Below are 16712 nucleotides of genomic sequence, written 5' to 3'. Positions count from 1 at the left end.
TCAGAGAGGCACCCTCATGAGCAGCACTCTTGCAGATTCTTCCCATCCGAACCGCCCGGCCCGTCCGGCGGTCGCCTGGATCGGTCTCGGCATCATGGGCTCCCCCATGTCGGAGAACCTGATCAAGGCCGGGTACGACGTCACCGGGTTCACGCTGGAGCGGGACAAGCTGGAGCGCCTCGCCGCCGCGGGCGGTACGGCCGCCGGTTCGATCGCCGAGGCCGTTCGGGACGCCGACGTGGTGATCACGATGGTGCCTGCCTCCCCGCAGGTCGAGGCCATCGCGTACGGCCCCGACGGCATCCTGGAGAACGCGAGGTCCGGCGCGCTGCTGATCGACATGTCGTCGATCACCCCGCAGACCTCCATCGACCTCGCGAAGGCGGCCGCCGCGAAGGGGATCCGGGTTCTGGACGCTCCCGTGTCCGGCGGCGAGGCCGGGGCGATCGAGGCCGTGCTGTCGATCATGGTCGGCGGCGAGCAGGCCGACTTCGACGAGGCCGAGCCGCTCTTCGAGGCGCTCGGCAAGACCATCGTGCTCTGCGGTCCGCACGGCTCCGGCCAGACCGTGAAGGCCGCGAACCAGCTGATCGTCGCCGTGAACATCCAGGCGTGCGCCGAGGCCGTGGTCTTCCTGGAGAAGTCCGGCGTGGACCTGAAGGCCGCGCTCGACGTCCTGGGCGGCGGGCTCGCCGGCTCCACCGTACTGACGCGGAAGAAGGACAACTTCCTGAACCGCGACTTCAAGCCGGGCTTCCGCATCGACCTGCACCACAAGGACATGGGCATCGTCACGGACGCCGCCCGCACGGTCGGCGCCGCGCTGCCGGTGGGTGCCGTGGTCGCCCAGCTCGTCGCCTCCCTGCGCGCCCAGGGCGACGGCGGCCTCGACCACTCGGCCCTCCTCCGCTCCGTGGAACGCCTCTCGGGCGCACAACTCTGACGAGCCCGCCCCGGCACGAGGGGCACAACCCCGACACGGCGGTCGAGGCCCGTGCGTCGGGCGCGACCGGCGCATCGGGCGCGGCCCGACACGACAGGCGCAGCCCCGGCACACCGGACGCGGCCTGACGGCGTCGGACGCAGACCGGGCACACAGACCGGGTACGGCCCCGGCACCTCGGGCGCAGCCGCGCGGCGTCGGGCGCAAACACGCCCCACCGGGCACGGCCCCGATATCCCGGGCACAGCCCGACACGACGGGCACAGCCCCGGCACACCGGACGCGGCCCAACACGACGGGCACAGCCCCGGTGCACCGGACGCGGCCCGACGGCGCCGGACGCAGCCCCGGTGCATAGACCGAGCGCGTCCCCGGCACCTCGGGCGCAGCCCGACACGATGGGCGCGGCCCGGACGCAGCGGGCGCAGCCCTTACGTCGGGCGCGGCCCGAAGCCTCGGCGCGGCCCGCTGTGCCGGGCGCAGCCCCCGATGTGTCCGGCGCAGCCCCGACGGCCTCGGGGTGGTTCTGAGACTTCCGGGTGGTGTCGTCGCTGACACCTGTCCTGTCGCGCCCAAGCGGTGGCGCCACCCGGAACCCAACCCACTTCAACAAACTGTTGACGTTCGGAACGCCCCAAACCTAGGCTCCACAAAGCGGAAGTCGGTTTCCGCTGCCCCTCGCATGGAAGGTCCACGATGTCGAAGCGTGTGCTTACGACCGAGTCCGGTGCTCCGGTCGCCGACAACCAGAACTCAGCCACCGCCGGCGCAGGCGGCCCGCTCCTCCTCCAGGACCAGCACCTTCTGGAGAAGCTCGCCCGGTTCAACCGCGAGCGCATCCCGGAGCGCGTGGTGCACGCCCGCGGCTCCGGCGCGTACGGCCACTTCGAGGTCACGGACGACGTCACCGGCTTCACCCACGCCGACTTCCTGAACACGGTCGGCAAACGCACCGAGGTCTTCCTGCGCTTCTCCACCGTCGCCGACAACCTGGGCGGCGCGGACGCGGTCCGCGACCCGCGCGGCTTCGCGGTCAAGTTCTACACGGAGGAGGGGAATTACGACCTCGTCGGGAACAACACCCCGGTCTTCTTCATCAAGGACCCGCTCAAGTTCCCCGACTTCATCCACTCCCAGAAGCGCGACCCGTTCACGGGCAAGCAGGAGCCGGACAACGTCTGGGACTTCTGGGCGCACGCCCCCGAGGCCACGCACCAGGTGACCTGGCTGATGGGCGACCGCGGCATCCCCGCCTCGTACCGGCACATGAACGGCTACGGCTCGCACACCTACCAGTGGACGAACGCCGAGGGTGAGGCCTTCTTCGTCAAGTACCACTTCAAGACGAACCAGGGCGTCCGCAGCCTCTCCACCGAGCAGGCGCAGGAGATCGCGGGCAAGGACCCGAACTCCCACCAGACGGACCTCCTGCAGGCCATCGAGCGGGGCGTACGCCCGTCCTGGACCCTCCACGTCCAGATCATGCCCGCGGCCGAGGCGGCGGACTACCGCTTCAATCCCTTCGACCTCACCAAGGTGTGGCCGCACCAGGACTTCCCGCTCCAGCGCGTGGGCCGACTGGTCCTGGACCGCAACCCCGACAACGTCTTCGCCGAGGTCGAGCAGGCCGCGTTCTCCCCGAACAACTTCGTTCCGGGCATCGGCCCCTCCCCCGACAAGATGCTCCAGGGCCGGCTGTTCGCCTACGCGGACGCCCACCGCTACCGCCTCGGCGTCAACCACACCCAGCTCGCGGTGAACGCGCCGAAGGCCACGACCGCGGACAACTACGGCCGCGACGGCTTCATGGCATCCAACGCGCAGGGCCGCGCCGCCAAGAACTACGAGCCGAACTCCTACGGCGGCCCCGCCGAGACCGGCCGCCCGCTGTCGGCCCCGCTGGCCGTCACCGGCTGGACCGGCGCCCACGAGGCTCCCCTGCACACCAAGGACGACGACTTCTTCCAGGCCGGTGAGCTCTACCGCTTGATGTCGGCCGAGGAGCGGTCCCGGCTGATCGCCAACATCGCCTGCGGCCTCGCGCAGGTCTCCCGCGACGACGTCGTCGAGAAGAACCTCGCCCACTTCCACGCCGCCGACCCGGAGTACGGCCGGCGCGTGGCGGAAGCGGTCCACGCCCTGCGCGAGGACTGACCCCTGACCGCGTCACCGGGCCAGACGGGAGGTCGGCCCGGTGACGCGCGGCCCGCGAGGACCCGAGCGACCCGGATGAGGGGTGGTCGCCGGTGGCACGCGGGCACGACGAGGACCGCGGCGGATGTGAGCCAGTGCGGTGGTGAAGGTCCCGGGACCCCCTTCTCGACCTGAGGGAAGGCCGGCCCCGGTTCCGTCGCGGCCGCCGCGGTCCCCGTCACACACCGAGCGAGGCGCCGGGTACGGACTCCGTACCCGGCGCCTCGGCGTGCTTCCCGGGGGGCTCCCTGGGTGCTCGGGGGGTGCTCCCGGGGTGCGGAGTCGGCCGGAGCACAGCAGCCTGAAAGCATGGACTATCCCAGCATCGTCGTGCACGCCCCGGCACTGGACGGCTCGCGACGGGTCACCACGGGGGACGAGACGCTCGGTGTCGCCTACCACCTCGACGACGTCATCGAGATCCTGCGGCGGGCCGAGGTCGACCTGGACGAGATCGAGGTCGACAAGACCGACATCATCGACTGGCAGGGCGGCGGCCCCGACCACTGGCCGGGATTCGAGGAGCTCGAGCTCCCGGAGGACTGACAACATGCCCCGGACACGTACTCCAGTGGACGTACGCCGGCTACGCAACCCTCAAATCAAGCTCTGAACACGACTCCAGGGGCTTCAACTCACCCCGGTGATGGGCACATTCTCGGCACACGAGGCCCGCCGGCACGGGGGCGGCGGGCCTCGCGACGGGGGTACGGGGGAACACGGGGGAACAACACGAGGGGCGGCTCACCCAAACGGTGAACCGCCCCTGGTACGTGCGCGACCGGTGCGCGAGGAACGCGTACGTCAGACCTTCAGCGTCCTGATGGACGTGGGCGCGTGGCCCGGCTCGGTCGCGATCTCCTCGAACTCCACGACGTTTCCGATGTCGTTCGTCGTGGACATCGAGATGTTGGTGACGCGCTCCAGGATCGCCTCGACGACGACCGGCACCCGGTACTCGGCGGCGAGCTTCTTGGCCTGCTCGAAGGCCGCGCCCAGCTCGGCCGGGTCGGTGACGCGGATCGCCTTGCAGCCGAGACCCTCGACGACCTTGACGTGGTCGACGCCGTAGACGCCGAGCTCGGGCGAGTTGATGTTCTCGAACTCCAGCTTGACCTGGAAGTCGATGTCGAAGGCCCGCTGCGCCTGGCGGATCAGGCCCAGGTAGGCGTTGTTGACCAGGACGTGGACGTACGGGATCCGGTGCTGGGCGCCGACGGCCAGTTCCTCGATCATGAACTGGAAGTCGTAGTCGCCGGAGAGGGCGACGACGGAGGCCTCCGGGTCGGCCTTGGCGACGCCCAGCGCGGCCGGGACCGTCCAGCCGAGCGGTCCCGCCTGGCCGCAGTTGATCCAGTGCCGGGGCCGGTAGACGTGCAGCATCTGGGCGCCGGCGATCTGCGAGAGGCCGATGGTGGAGACGTACCGGGTCTCCGGGCCGAAGGCCTTGTTCATCTCCTCGTAGACGCGCTGCGGCTTGATCGGGATGTCGTCGAAGTGCGTACGGCGCTGGAGCGTCGCCCTGCGCTCCTGGGCGGCGGCGGCCCACGCGGAGCGGTCCGGCAGCCGGCCCTCGGCCTTGAGTTCCTTCGCCACCTGGACGAACAGTTCGAGCGCGGCCCTCGCGTCGGAGGCGATGCCGTAGTCCGGGGCGAAGATCTTGCCGATCTGGGTGGGCTCGATGTCGACGTGGACGAAGGTGCGGCCCGCGGTGTAGACGTCCAGCTTGCCGGTGTGGCGGTTGGCCCAGCGGTTGCCGATGCCCAGGACGAAGTCGGACTCCAGGAAGGTCGCGTTGCCGTAGCGGTGCGAGGTCTGCAGGCCCACCATGCCGGCGTTCAGCTCGTGGTCGTCGGGCAGGACGCCCCAGCCCATCAGGGTAGGGACGACCGGGATGCCCGTCAACTCGGCGAATTCCACGAGGAGTTCGCAGGCGTCGGCGTTGATGACACCGCCGCCGGCGACGATCAGGGGCCGCTCGGACTCGTTCAGCAGCCCGATCGCCTTCTCGATCTGGGCGCGGGTGGCGGCGGGCTTGTACGCCTGGAGCGGCTCGTACGTCTCCGGGTCGAACTCGATCTCGGTGAGCTGGACGTCGATGGGCAGGTCGATGAGGACCGGGCCCGGACGGCCGGAGCGCATGAGATGGAAGGCCTGCTGGAAGACGCCGGGAACCTGGGCCGCCTCCAGCACGGTGACCGCCATCTTGGTCACCGGCTTCGCGATCGAGGCGATGTCGACGGCCTGGAAGTCCTCTTTGTGGATCACGGCGGTCGGCGCCTGGCCCGTGATGCACAGGATCGGGATCGAGTCACCGATGGCGGAGTAGAGGCCGGTGATCATGTCGGTGCCCGCGGGTCCCGACGTACCGATGCAGACGCCGATGTTGCCCGGGTGGGTGCGGGTGTAGCCCTCCGCCATGTGCGAGGCGCCCTCGACATGGCGGGCGAGGGTGTGGCCGATCCCCCCGGCGGCCTTGAGGGCCGCGTAGAAGGGGTTGATCGCCGCGCCCGGGACGCCGAACGCGTCGCTGACGCCCTCGCGCTTGAGGATCTCGACTGCCGCACGGGCAGCGGTCATACGAGCCATGGAGTACTCCTGCTTCGGCTGTCGGATTCGCGCTCCCGTCGCGCCCCTCGGAGAGCTGGTGATTCCTGGTGATTCCGCAGTACGGTGATTCCACATTGCGGAAATTAACTTCTACTATCTGGAAATAATGTAGGTGGCGTGCCGAAGAGCGTCAAGGGTGCGCGCCCGGCTGGATCCGCAGGAGGGAAGGGCGGGGGCTGTCGGGGCGTTTCGCTGCCGCGGGCCCCCCGCCTGGAGGACGATGGACACGCTGTCCCGACGTGACGTCCTGGAGTGGGCCATGGCCGAGAGCGTGCCGGTGCGGTGTCCGGCCTGCCGTCGCGAGCATCTCTTTGCCGCGCCGTCGTACCCGTGCGTGTGCGGCGCCCCCGTCACGCCTCCGCTCGACCGCCTCGCCGATCCCGCGCCGGTCACCCACCGCACCTGGGACGAGGACTGGGTCACGGTCCCCTGCGACACCTGCGGGCGCGCGGACCAGTGGCCCCATCCGGAACTGGGCTGCCCCTGCGGGGTCATGCTGCGGATTCCGGTACGAGGGGTACGGCGCCCCCTGCGCACGGAGGTCGTGCCGGGCCTCGGCGCCCCCGCGGACCTGGAGACGGAACCGGAACCGGAGGCGGCACCGCACACCCCCGAGCCACCGCCCCCCGGTACGGCAGCCACGACGCCGGGAAGCCCCCTCATCCCCGACCACCTGCCGCTGCCCCGCACCACCCCGACACCCCGCCCGGTGTTCCAGCCGGTGACCATCCGCACCGCCCGGGACGCGGTCACGGCGGCCGCGCTGTATCTGCGGTGGCTCGGCTACCGCGACATCCGCAGGGCGGATCAGCGCCCGCCCTCGGGCATCGGACTCGCCGCCCGCGGCATGCTGGCACAGGTGGACCCCACCGTCCGTCCGGCCACACTGCGCGACGTGGAGTGCCTGTGGCTGACGGCCATGTCGGAGTCCACGGGATGCGTCTACTTCTCCCTGGCCGGGTACGCGGACGACGCCCGCGGCCGCGCCGACGCCCTCGGGATCCCCCTCTTCGTGCTCGACCTCACGGGCACCCCCCAGCCGGTGAACACCCACGCCGACGAACTCCTCGCCACCGGGGCCTGAACCCCGGCAGCGGGGAGCGCTCTATTCGGCGTAGGTCTGCCGCAGTTCGATCTTGCGGACCTTCCCCGACACCGTCATCGGGAAGGACTCCAGGACCTGCAGGCGGCTGGGGATCTTGTAGTGGGACAACCGGCCCTCGCAGAAGGCGCGCAGTTCCTCCAGCGTCAGGGGGTCGGCCGGGTCCAGCGGGATGACGCAGGCGAGCACCTCCTCGCCGTAGCGCTCGTGGGGCACCCCGACCACCTGGACGTCGGCGATCTTCGGATGGGCGTAGAGGAACTCCTCGATCTCCCGCGGGTAGATGTTCTCGCCGCCGCGGATGATCATGTCCTTGATGCGGCCGACGATCTCGACGTACCCGTCCTCACGCATCACGGCGAGGTCACCCGTGTGCATCCAGCGCCCCGCGTCGACGGCCTCGGCGGTCTTCTCGGGCTCGTTCCAGTAGCCGAGCATCACGCTGTAGCCGCGGGTGCACAGCTCTCCGGCGGTGCCGCGGGGCTGCGTCACCCCCTCCGCCGGGTCGACGACCTTCACCTCCAGGTGCGGGAGCACCCGGCCGACGGTGCCGGTGCGGTGCTCCAGGTCGTCGTCCCTGCGGGTCTGCAGGGACACGGGCGAGGTCTCGGTCATGCCGTAGCAGATGGAGACCTCCGCCATGTGCATCTCGGCGACCACCCGCTTCATCACCTCGACCGGGCACGGCGAGCCCGCCATGATGCCGGTGCGCAGCGAGGACAGGTCGTACGTCGCGAAGCCGGGGAGGTTCAACTCCGCGATGAACATGGTCGGTACGCCGTACAGCGAGGTGCAGCGCTCGTCCTGGACCGCGCGGAGTGTCGCGGCCGGATCGAAGGAGGGCGCGGGGATGACCATGCAGGCGCCGTGCGAGGTCGCGGCGAGATTGCCCATCACCATGCCGAAGCAGTGGTAGAAGGGCACGGGGATGCAGATCCGGTCCTGCTCGCTGTAGGCGATCGACTCGCCCACGAAATAGCCGTTGTTGAGGATGTTGTGGTGGGAGAGGGTCGCCCCCTTGGGGAAGCCCGTCGTGCCCGAGGTGTACTGGATGTTGATGGGGTCGTCGCAGGACAGCTCGCCCTTACGGACCCGGAAGTCCTCGTACAGATCGGGGGTCCCACGCCCGATCAGGGCGTCCCAGCTGGGGTCGCCGATGTAGACGGTCTCCCGCAACTGCGGGCATCTGCCGCGCACTTGCTCGACCATCGCCCGGTAGTCGCTGGTCTTGTGGCTGAGGGAGGCGAAGAGCAACGAGATGCCGGCCTGCTGGAGGACGTACTCGACCTCGTGGGTGCGGTAGGCCGGGTTGATGTTCACCATGACCGCGCCGACGCGGGCGGTGGCGTACTGGACGAGCACCCACTCCGGGCAGTTGACCGCCCAGATGCCCACCCGGTCGCCCCTGGCGATGCCGGTGGCCAGCAGCGCGTACGCCAACTCGTCGACGTCCGCGGAGAACCGGGCGTACGTCCAGCGTCGCCCGGACGGCACGTCGACGAGCGCCTCCCGGTCCGGCCAGGCCGCGACCGCCCGGTCCAGGTTGGCCCCGATCGTGTCGCCGAGCAGGGTCGTCGCGCTGGTCCCGTGCGCGTAGGAGAGTGTGCTCACCGGAAGTCCTCCTCGCGGTACTCGGCGTCCGAGCCGGCGGCCGTGGCCTCGCGCAGCTCGATCCGGCGGATCTTGCCGGAGATGGTCTTGGGGAGTGTGCCGAACTCCAGGCGGCGGATGCGCTTGTACGGCGCGAGGACCGTCCGCGAGTGTTCGAAGAGCACCTTCGCCAGGTCGGGGCCCGGTGCGTGGCCGGTGGCGAGGACGATGTACGCCTTCGGGACGGCGAGCCGCAGTTCGTCGGGGGCCGGGACGACGGCCGCCTCCGCCACCGCCTCGTGCTCCAGCAGGGCGCTCTCCAGCTCGAAGGGCGAGATCTTGTAGTCGGAGGCCTTGAACACGTCGTCGGCGCGGCCGACGTAGGTGATGTATCCGTCCTCGTCCCGGGCGCCGATGTCACCGGTGCGGTAGTAGCCGCCCGCCATCGCCTCCGCCGTACGGTCGGCGTCGCCGTGGTAGCCGGTCATCACGCCCACCGGCCGCGCCGACAGATCGAGCGCGATCTCCCCCTCCACCGCCCCGGGCGCACCCGTGACCGGGTCGAGGAGTTCGACGCGGAAGCCGGGACTCGGCCGTCCCATGGAGCCCGTCTTGAGCTGCTGCCCGGGGCTGTTGGAGACCTGGACGGCCGTCTCGGTCTGCCCGAAGCCGTCCCGGATGGTGACGCCCCAGGCGCGCCGCACCTGCTCGATGACCTCCGGGTTCAGCGGCTCACCGGCGGCGACGGCCTCGCGTGGCGGGGTGCGCAGCTGCGTCAGGTCGGCCTGGATGAGCATCCGCCAGACCGTGGGCGGGGCGCAGAAGGTGGTGACGCCCGCCCGGTCCATCTCCGCCATCAGCCGGCCCGGGTCGAAACGCGTGTAGTTGTGGATGAAGACGGTCGCCTCCGCGTTCCAGGGCGCGAAGAGGTTGGACCAGGCGTGCTTGGCCCAGCCGGGCGAGGAGATGTTCAGATGCACGTCGCCGGGCTTGAGCCCGATCCAGTACATCGTCGACAGATGGCCGATCGGGTAGGAGGCGTGGGTGTGTTCGACGAGCTTGGGGCGGGCGGTGGTGCCGGAGGTGAAGTACAGCATCAGGGGGTCGTCCGAGTGGGTGACGCCCTCGGGCTCGAAGCTCGCGTCGGCGGCGTACGCCTCCTCGTACGACTGCCAGCCGGGCCGCGCTCCCCCCACCGTGATCCGGGTCTGGCGACCGGGCACCTCGTCGAACTTCTCGGCGTCCTCGGCGCGCACGATCACATGCCGGACGCGGCCGCGCTCGACCCGGTCGCGCAGGTCGGCGGGGCCGAGCAGAGTGGTCGCGGGGATGACGACCGCGCGCAGTTTCATCGCGGCGAGGGCCGTCTCCCACAGCTCGACCTGGTTGCCGAGCATGACCAGCACACGGTCCTCGGCGCGTACGCCCTGCGCGCGCAGCCAGTTGGCCACCCGGTTCGAACGCTCGGAGAGGGCGGCGAAGGAGAACTCGGCGCGCTCGCCGTCCTCCTCGACGATGTGCAGGGCGGTGCGGTCGTTGCCCCGTGCGATGACGTCGAACCAGTCGAGCGCCCAGTTGAAGGACTCCGGGCGGGGCCAGTCGAAGCCCTCGTACGCCGTGGTGTAGTCCGCACGGTGCTCCAGCAGGAAGTCCCGCGCGGCGCGGAACTCGTCCGTCGCACCGTTCGTCACCGTCATGTGTCCTCCTCGTTGCCGCACAGCCGCCTTCGACAAAGGCCCTAGCATCGTGTATTCCGTGATGGAGGTCTCACCACCCCCGAACGGGGGTACGCCGCGACGAAGGGGCGAACACGTGGCAGCAGACTCGGCCGAGGCGGTGGAGATGCGTGGTGCGTTGGTACGACTGCGGCGCGCCACAGGGTTGCCGGTCGCCTTCGGCGGCCTCGTCGAACCAGGTCGCGCCCAGGTACGTATCAGCGAACTCAGCGGTACGGCGACGCCCGCGCTCAGCGCCCTCGCCGTGTCCTCGGGCAACGGCCTGGGCGGCAAGGCGGTCGCGCTGGCCCGGCCCTGCGCGGTGACGGACTACTCCGCCTCCCGGCAGATCAGCCACGAGTACGACGTGGCGGTCGCCACGGAGGGCCTGTGCTCCGTGATCGCCGTACCCGTCGTCGTACGCCGCCGGGTGCGCGGGGTGTTGTACGGCGCCCTGCGCACGGCCCAGCCCCTGGGTGATCGCACGCTCGGCGCGGCGGTGGCGGCGGCCCGGGACGTGGAGCAGGCGCTGGTCGTACGGGACGAGGCGCAGGGGCTGCTGGCCGTCGCCCGGGAGCCCGAACCGGTGGTCGGGAGCCCCGCGTGGGAAGAGGTCCGCGAGGCGCACGGGGCGCTGCGGGCACTGGCGCCGCGCATCGTCGACCCGGCGCTGCGGGCCGAACTGCTGGAGGTGTGCGGGCGGCTGGCGGGTGCGGCGGCGTCCGACACCCGGACGCCTCGCGTCGACCTCGCCCCGCGCGAGGTGGACGTTCTCGCCTGCGTCGCGGCGGGAGCCACCAACGGGGTTGCCGCCGAGCGGTTGGGGCTGCGGCCGGAGACGGTCAAGGGGTATCTGCGCTCGGCCATGCGAAAGCTCGGCGCGCACACCCGGTGGGAGGCGGTGGTCGCCGCGCGCCGGGTTGGGTTGTTGCCGTAGCTTTCCGGTTGCCCCGGCTTTGGTCGCTCCGTGGCCTCTTCCCCGTCGCTCCGAGGCCTCTTCCCCGTCGCTCGGCGACGGTTTCCGACCCACCCGCCCCTTATGCCCGCTCCGCGACCCCCGTCACCAGCCGCTCCGCGGCCTCCTCCTGGCGTTCTCCATTCAGACGGCGACGCACTGAAATACGTTATGCCAACACTCTTGTTATTTCCCTCACCACCCGGAGACTCCGAAATTCAAAGAGTCGTTGCCTAATATTGGCTCGGACACGACATGCGAGGGGAGCGGTGACCGTGCGAGGGGACTTCAAGGAGCCTGCGAGACCCCGCCCCGACCTGGTCATCGGACGGGAGGAGCTCTTCGCGAGCGCGCGCGAGCAGCTCTCCGACGGAGGCAGCGTGCTCGTGCACGGCCCCGCGGGAATAGGAAAGTCCACCGTTCTGCGCGCGCTGGCCGCGGAATGCGCCGAATCGGCACGCACCGTCTTGCGCTGCTCGGCGACCGAGTCCGAATCCCATCTGCCCTTCCTCGCCCTGGCCGACCTCCTCGGCCTGGTGGTGGACCAGGTCTCCGACCGGCTGCCCGCCCCGCAGCGCACCGCCCTCGAATCGGCCCTCACCGGCCGCGGAGAATCGACCCTGCAACGCGACGGCCTCGCCCTGCGCCTCGCGGTCCTCTCCGTGCTGCGCGCGCTGGCCGCCCAGGGCCCGGTCCTGATCGTCGCCGACGACCTCCAGTGGCTGGATCCGGCCAGCGCCGAACTGCTCGGCTTCGCCGCCCGCAGGCTCGGCGAGATGCCCGTACGGATGCTGTCCGCGGTGCGCACCGACACCGAGCCACGGGACCAACAGCACGACCGCCATCTACGCGCGTCCCCGCCGGACACCCTGGCCGTGCGGCTCAACCCGCTCTCCCGCGCGCAGGTCGCCGAACTCCTCGGCCACCGCGGCTACACCGGGCTGCCCCGCACGACCGTCCGCGACATCCACCGCACCAGCGGCGGCAACCCGCTCTTCGCGCTGGAACTCGGCCGCGCGCTCGCCGAGAATCCCGCCCGGCCGAGCCCCGGCGAACCCCTGCCCGTGCCGACCTCGTTGCGCGCGCTCGTCCTCAGTCGTCTGGAGATGCTCTCGGCCGAGGCCCGCCGCACCCTGCTCGTCGCGAGCGCGGGCGCCCGCCCCACGCTGACGCTGCTGCACGCGGCCGGGCGCGAGAACGCCGAGGCCGAGACCGCGCACGCCGCATCCCTCGGACTGCTGGCTACCGAGCGCGAGACACCGGGCATCCGGTTCGCGCACCCGATGATCTCGGCCGCCCTGTACGCGGAGGCGAGTGCCCAGGAACGCCGCGCCGCCCATGCCGCGCTCTCCACGGCCGCCTCCGACCCCATCGAACGGGCCCGGCACCTCGCCCTGGCCACCACCGGTACCGATCCGCAGGTCGCCGCCCGGCTCGGGGAGGCGGCGGCCGTGGCCAGGGACCGGGGCGCGCCCTCGGTCGCGGCCGGGCTCGGGCTGCTCGCGGCCCGGCACACTCCCCCGGAGACCGTTCCCGGCCCGGACGAGCGGCGGTTGCAGGCCGCCGAGGACGCGCTGACCGCCGGGGAGTCGGACCTCGCACGGGACATCGCCCGCGACGCGCTCCGCCGGGTCACGGCGCCTGCGGATCGCGTCCGCGCCTGGATGGTCGTCATCGACGCGGCGGGGCAGGCCATGGCCGAGGTCGACGCGGTCTTCCCGCAGGCCCTCGCCGACGCGGGCGAGGATCCCCGGCTGCTCGCGCTCGTGCGCTACCAACTCGCCTGGCGGGCCCTGCTGGTGGAGGGCGAGATGGCCAAGGGCCGCGAGGAGGCCGCGATCGCCGCCCAGCTCGCCGCCCGCGCCGGGGACCGGCCCACCGAACTCCTCGCGCTCGGCTTCCAGGCCCAGATGGAGACCCTGATGGGCCACCCGGGCGCACCCGCCACCATCCAGCGGGCGATGCGCGAGCCGCAGGACCCCCGGGTGGCGTGCGACCACAACGGCGCCGGCGCCGCCCGCTTCCGCTGGCTGATCATGGGCGACCAGCTCGCCGAGGCCCGCACCACGATCACCGCCCTGCTGCGCGAGGTGCGGCGGCGCGGGATGGTCGAGAGCGAGGTGCACTTCCTGCGCGGGCTCGCCGAGACCGAGCTGCGCTCCGGGCACTGCGGGCGGGCGCTCGACCTGGCCCGGGAGAGCCTGCGGCTGGCCCGCGACACGGGAATCGGCGAGGCGGCCACCGCCATGTTCACCTCGCTCGCCGAGGCCGCGGGCGGCGACGTCGACCGGGCGCTGGCGCTGGCCCGGGAGGCCGTGGACCGCGCCGAGGAGGACGGCGACCTGGTCTACCTCTCGCGAGCCCTGGGCGCCCTCGGGCACGCCCAGTTGGTGGCCGGGGACTCGCTCGCGGTCGTGCAGTCGCTGCGGCGGGTACGGGAGCTGGAGGATCGGCTCGGGGTCACGGACCCGGCCCGGGGACGCTGGCACGGCGACCTCGCCGAGGCGCTGGTGCGGATCGGTGAGCCGGTCGAGGCGCAGGACGTCATCGACGCCACGCGGGCGCAGGCGCTGCGGCTCGGGCGGGAGAGCGTGCTCGCCGTACTCGACCGGGCGGAGGCGCTGGTGCGGGCCGCGCGCGGTGAACAGGGGCCCGCGGTACGCCAGCTGACGGCCGCTCAGGACCGGCTGGGCAAGCTGGGCTACGGCTTGGAGGAGGCCCGGGCGGCGTACGCCCTCGCCGGGCTGCGCACCCACCGGCCGGGGCCGACCTCCTACGACGAGGCGACGCGGCTGTTCCGCCGCTGCCGGGCGCTGCCGTGGCTGCGGCAGGTGGAGTCCGCGAGTGCGGCCGGGCCGGCGGCGGCCTCGGCCACGACGCCGCTCGCTCCCGCCGCGCTCGACAGCCTCGCCGCGACGGAGCGTCAGGTCGCGGCGCTGGTCATGGAGGGCGCCACCAACCGGGAGATAGCCGCGCGGCTGTTCATCAGCGTGAAGACCGTCGAGGCGACGCTGACGCGGGTGTATCGGAAGCTGGGGATTCGGTCGCGGGTGGACATCGTACGGCTGGCTGCGGGGCGCCGGAGCGGGTGAATTTTCCCCGCGCCCCTTCAGGGGCGCGGGGAACTGCGCGAGCGACCCCCACCGGCCCGCAGCCGCAGGACAACGGGCTCGGATCCAGGGCGCAGCCCCGGTCTTGAGAGCGCGGGGAACTGCGCCGGAAACCCCCAACGGCCCACAGCCGAAGGATCGGTGGCTAAACCCCGTGTCTCTCGAGCAAGGGTTTTCCCTCCCGCAACTCGCCTAGGGGGTTCCCCTCTTGGATGCGGAACCTTCCGCCTTCTAGCGTGAGCGTCGTGCCGCTCGCTCGGGCACACGGCGTCAGCCCACAGACGCCGTGCCTCACCCCCCACACCCGCGCGTCCCCCCACCGGCAACTTCTGAGGAGATCCATGTTCGGGCTCAACCGTGCCAAGAAGACCGCCGCTCTCTGCGTGGCCACCGCTGCCGCCGCCGCGACCGCTCTCCTCGGCGCACCCGGCGCCGTCGCCGCCCCCCAGCCGATCGTCGGCGGCACGACGACGACCACCACCGCGTACCCGTTCATGATGCAGATCACGGACGCCTCGCAGAACCAGTTCTGCGGTGGCACCCTGGTCGCGGCGAACAAGGTCGTCACCGCCGCCCACTGCATGGTCGGCGAGACCACGAGCAGCGTCCGCGTCGTCGGCGGCAGAACGTACCTCAACGGCACCAACGGCACCGTCAGCAAGGTCAGCAAGATCTGGATCAACCCCGCCTACACCGACGCCACCAACGGCGACGACGTAGCCGTACTGACCCTGTCGACGTCGATGTCGTACACCCCGGCGTCGTACGTCGCCTCCACGGACACCGGCGTGTACGCCACCGGCGCCACCGCCCGCATCATCGGCTGGGGCACCACCTCGGAGAGCGGCAGCTCCTCCAACCAACTGCGCACCGCGACCGTCCCGATCGTGTCCAACTCCAGCTGCGCCGGCTCCTACGGCTCCGAATTCGTGGCCAGCGACATGGTCTGCGCCGGTTACACCAACGGCGGTACCGACACCTGCCAGGGCGACAGCGGCGGCCCGCTGCTCATCGGCGGCGTCCTCGCGGGCATCACCTCCTGGGGCAACGGCTGCGCCGAGGCCGGCTTCCCGGGCGTCTACACCCGTCTGACGACCTTCTCGAGCCTGGTGAAGACGCAGATCAACTCGTAGCCATGAGTCGCCGGTGACTGTTCGTCAGTCACCGGCGGCCGACGGGCTCCCCAGACTCCTGAGCACCCCTCAGGTGAAAGCCAGGGGGCGTTGCGGGCCTCCACGAGCGGCCCGCAACGCCCCCTATCCATTTCCCCCTGTTCCTCCCCGTTGCCCCCCTCCGCTTGTCGGCTCTCCCCCTCTACTTGTCGGCGGTCAGCTTCCCCGCACTGCCCCAGCTGTCCGCCGGCACCTCGTGGATCCAGACGTGCACGCTCTCGGCGGGGATCCTGTACGCGTCGACGAAGGCGTCGGTGACGCGTTTGACGAGGTCCCGCTTGAGCTCGACGTCGCGCGGACCCTGCTGGATGGTGACGATGGGCATGGCTGAACTCCCTCTCCTGGGGCGGCTCCGGCCGCTTTCCGGGTACGGGTTCAGTTCATCGCGCGGGGGCTCGTCGACCAAGAAGCGGACGGCGACCGCAGCGATCAGTTCTCGTGATCGCCGCAGGCCGCGAGCAAGGCGTCCAGGTGAGGCGTGGGCGTCGCGCCGTGCACGGCGAGTCCCGTGGTGAGCGCGAGTCCCGGTGCCCGGAAGGGGACGAAGGCGACCCGGGGGCTGTGCAGGACGCGGGCGTGCGAGGCGTAGACGACCGTCCACAGCGGCCGGGTCCCGATGCTGGCGAGGGTGTCCTGGAGGGAGCCGCTCACCGGTCCGGGCAGTGGTTCGAAGCCGGCGTCGTGACAGGCCCCGACGACCAGGTCGACCAGGGTGGGATTGGTCCGGCGCGCGGTGATGCTCAACGGGAGTGCGGCGAGTTCGGCGAGGTCGATCCCCTCGCGGGCGGCCAGGGGGTGCCCGGCGGGCAGCGCGGCCACCAGTGGATCGGGCCACAGCGGCAGCACACGTACGCCCGCCAGGGGCTCCGCGCCCCGTACGAACGCGGCGTCGAGGCGACCGTCCACGACCCGCGCGAGCCGCTCCCGCGCGGGAAGCGAGACCAGCTCGACCTGGACCGCGGGCTTCCGCTCGGCGAGGCCCGCGAGCACCCGGTCCAGGTGAGCGCCGAGTCCGGTACTGGTGCCCAGACGCAGCACCTCGGCCGGGGCGACCGCAGCGCGGGCCCGGTCCACGGCGGCGAGCACCGTCCGCGCCTCGGGCAGCAGCCGCTCCCCCGCCCCCGTCAGCCGTACGTGCCGCGGTGAACGGTCGAACAGTTCGGCGCCCAGCTCCCGCTCCAGCCGCCGTATCTGCTGGCTGACGGCCGACTGCACGATGTGCAGACGCTCCGCCGCCCGCCCGAAGTGCAGCTCCTCGGCGACCGTGACGAAGTAGACGAGTTGCCGCAGTTCCATGTCCGGGACTGTAGGGCCCCTGTTTG

General features: G+C 71.5%; 12 protein-coding genes. 7 read left to right on the top strand and 5 right to left on the bottom strand.

Translation table 11 applies throughout. From position 1 onward, the window contains the following. Window positions 1–16 precede the first annotated feature (16 nt). The 3 genes from FNV62_RS39215 (at window position 17) to FNV62_RS39205 (ending at window position 3682) form a co-directional block, all read left to right on the top strand. Window positions 17–943 (top strand): 2-hydroxy-3-oxopropionate reductase, encoded by a 927-nt coding sequence (locus FNV62_RS39215; RefSeq protein ID WP_143609603.1) that lies wholly within the window; start codon window positions 17–19, stop codon window positions 941–943. Window positions 944–1639: 696 nt separating this feature from the next. Then, window positions 1640–3097: a catalase gene (locus tag FNV62_RS39210; RefSeq protein WP_143628612.1), complete on the top strand. Its 1458-nt coding sequence runs from the start codon at window positions 1640–1642 to the stop codon at window positions 3095–3097. A gap of 348 nt (window positions 3098–3445) precedes the next feature. Further along, window positions 3446–3682, top strand: a complete 237-nt coding sequence (locus FNV62_RS39205; protein ID WP_054237047.1) for a hypothetical protein — start codon at window positions 3446–3448, stop codon at window positions 3680–3682. A gap of 258 nt (window positions 3683–3940) precedes the next feature. On the opposite strand, the gene gcl is transcribed toward FNV62_RS39205, so the two are convergent. Then, the gene (gcl, locus tag FNV62_RS39200; protein ID WP_144315875.1) at window positions 3941–5725 is read right to left on the bottom strand and encodes a glyoxylate carboligase; all 1785 of its coding nucleotides are present in this window, start codon (window positions 5723–5725) and stop codon (window positions 3941–3943) included. 241 nt (window positions 5726–5966) lie between these two features. Between gcl and FNV62_RS39195 the strand changes: the two genes are divergently transcribed. Next, window positions 5967–6830, top strand: coding sequence for a hypothetical protein (locus FNV62_RS39195; protein ID WP_382147107.1), 864 nt, complete (start codon window positions 5967–5969; stop codon window positions 6828–6830). Window positions 6831–6851: 21 nt separating this feature from the next. On the opposite strand, the gene FNV62_RS39190 is transcribed toward FNV62_RS39195, so the two are convergent. Then, window positions 6852–8459, bottom strand: a complete 1608-nt coding sequence (locus tag FNV62_RS39190; RefSeq protein ID WP_143628609.1) for an AMP-binding protein — start codon at window positions 8457–8459, stop codon at window positions 6852–6854. Further along, window positions 8456–10135 carry an AMP-binding protein gene (locus tag FNV62_RS39185; protein WP_143609599.1) on the bottom strand — a complete coding sequence of 560 codons (1680 nt, stop codon included), beginning with the start codon at window positions 10133–10135 and terminating at the stop codon, window positions 8456–8458. Before FNV62_RS39185 ends, FNV62_RS39190 begins: the two co-directional genes overlap by 4 nt. Window positions 10136–10250: 115 nt before the next feature. On the opposite strand from FNV62_RS39185, the gene FNV62_RS39180 reads away from it, so the two are divergent. The 3 genes from FNV62_RS39180 to FNV62_RS39170 all read left to right on the top strand — a co-directional run bounded on the left by FNV62_RS39180 (window position 10251) and on the right by FNV62_RS39170 (window position 15351). After that, a complete protein-coding gene (locus FNV62_RS39180; protein ID WP_097286776.1) occupies window positions 10251–11090 on the top strand; it encodes a helix-turn-helix transcriptional regulator in 840 nt (279 codons plus the stop codon). A gap of 287 nt (window positions 11091–11377) precedes the next feature. Next, window positions 11378–14200, top strand: a complete 2823-nt coding sequence (locus FNV62_RS39175; RefSeq protein WP_179858318.1) for an AAA family ATPase — start codon at window positions 11378–11380, stop codon at window positions 14198–14200. 359 nt (window positions 14201–14559) lie between these two features. Further along, complete coding sequence (locus FNV62_RS39170; RefSeq protein ID WP_097286775.1) at window positions 14560–15351, top strand: S1 family peptidase; 792 nt, start codon at window positions 14560–14562, stop codon at window positions 15349–15351. 181 nt (window positions 15352–15532) lie between these two features. Here FNV62_RS39170 and dmpI read toward each other — a convergent pair whose 3' ends face one another. Both dmpI and FNV62_RS39160 read right to left on the bottom strand, forming a co-directional pair. Beyond that, window positions 15533–15715 (bottom strand): 4-oxalocrotonate tautomerase DmpI, encoded by a 183-nt coding sequence (dmpI, locus tag FNV62_RS39165; RefSeq protein ID WP_054237041.1) that lies wholly within the window; start codon window positions 15713–15715, stop codon window positions 15533–15535. Window positions 15716–15819: 104 nt separating this feature from the next. Beyond that, complete coding sequence (locus FNV62_RS39160; RefSeq protein WP_144315874.1) at window positions 15820–16686, bottom strand: LysR family transcriptional regulator; 867 nt, start codon at window positions 16684–16686, stop codon at window positions 15820–15822. Window positions 16687–16712 lie beyond the last annotated feature (26 nt).

Origin of the sequence: Streptomyces sp. RLB3-17 (assembly GCF_007113425.2) — a bacterium.
In the GTDB taxonomy this organism is placed as follows: Bacteria; Actinomycetota; Actinomycetes; order Streptomycetales; family Streptomycetaceae; genus Streptomyces; species Streptomyces mirabilis_D.
Note: the sequence above shows the minus strand (reverse complement) of the source record. Positions and strands in the feature narration are given on the sequence as shown.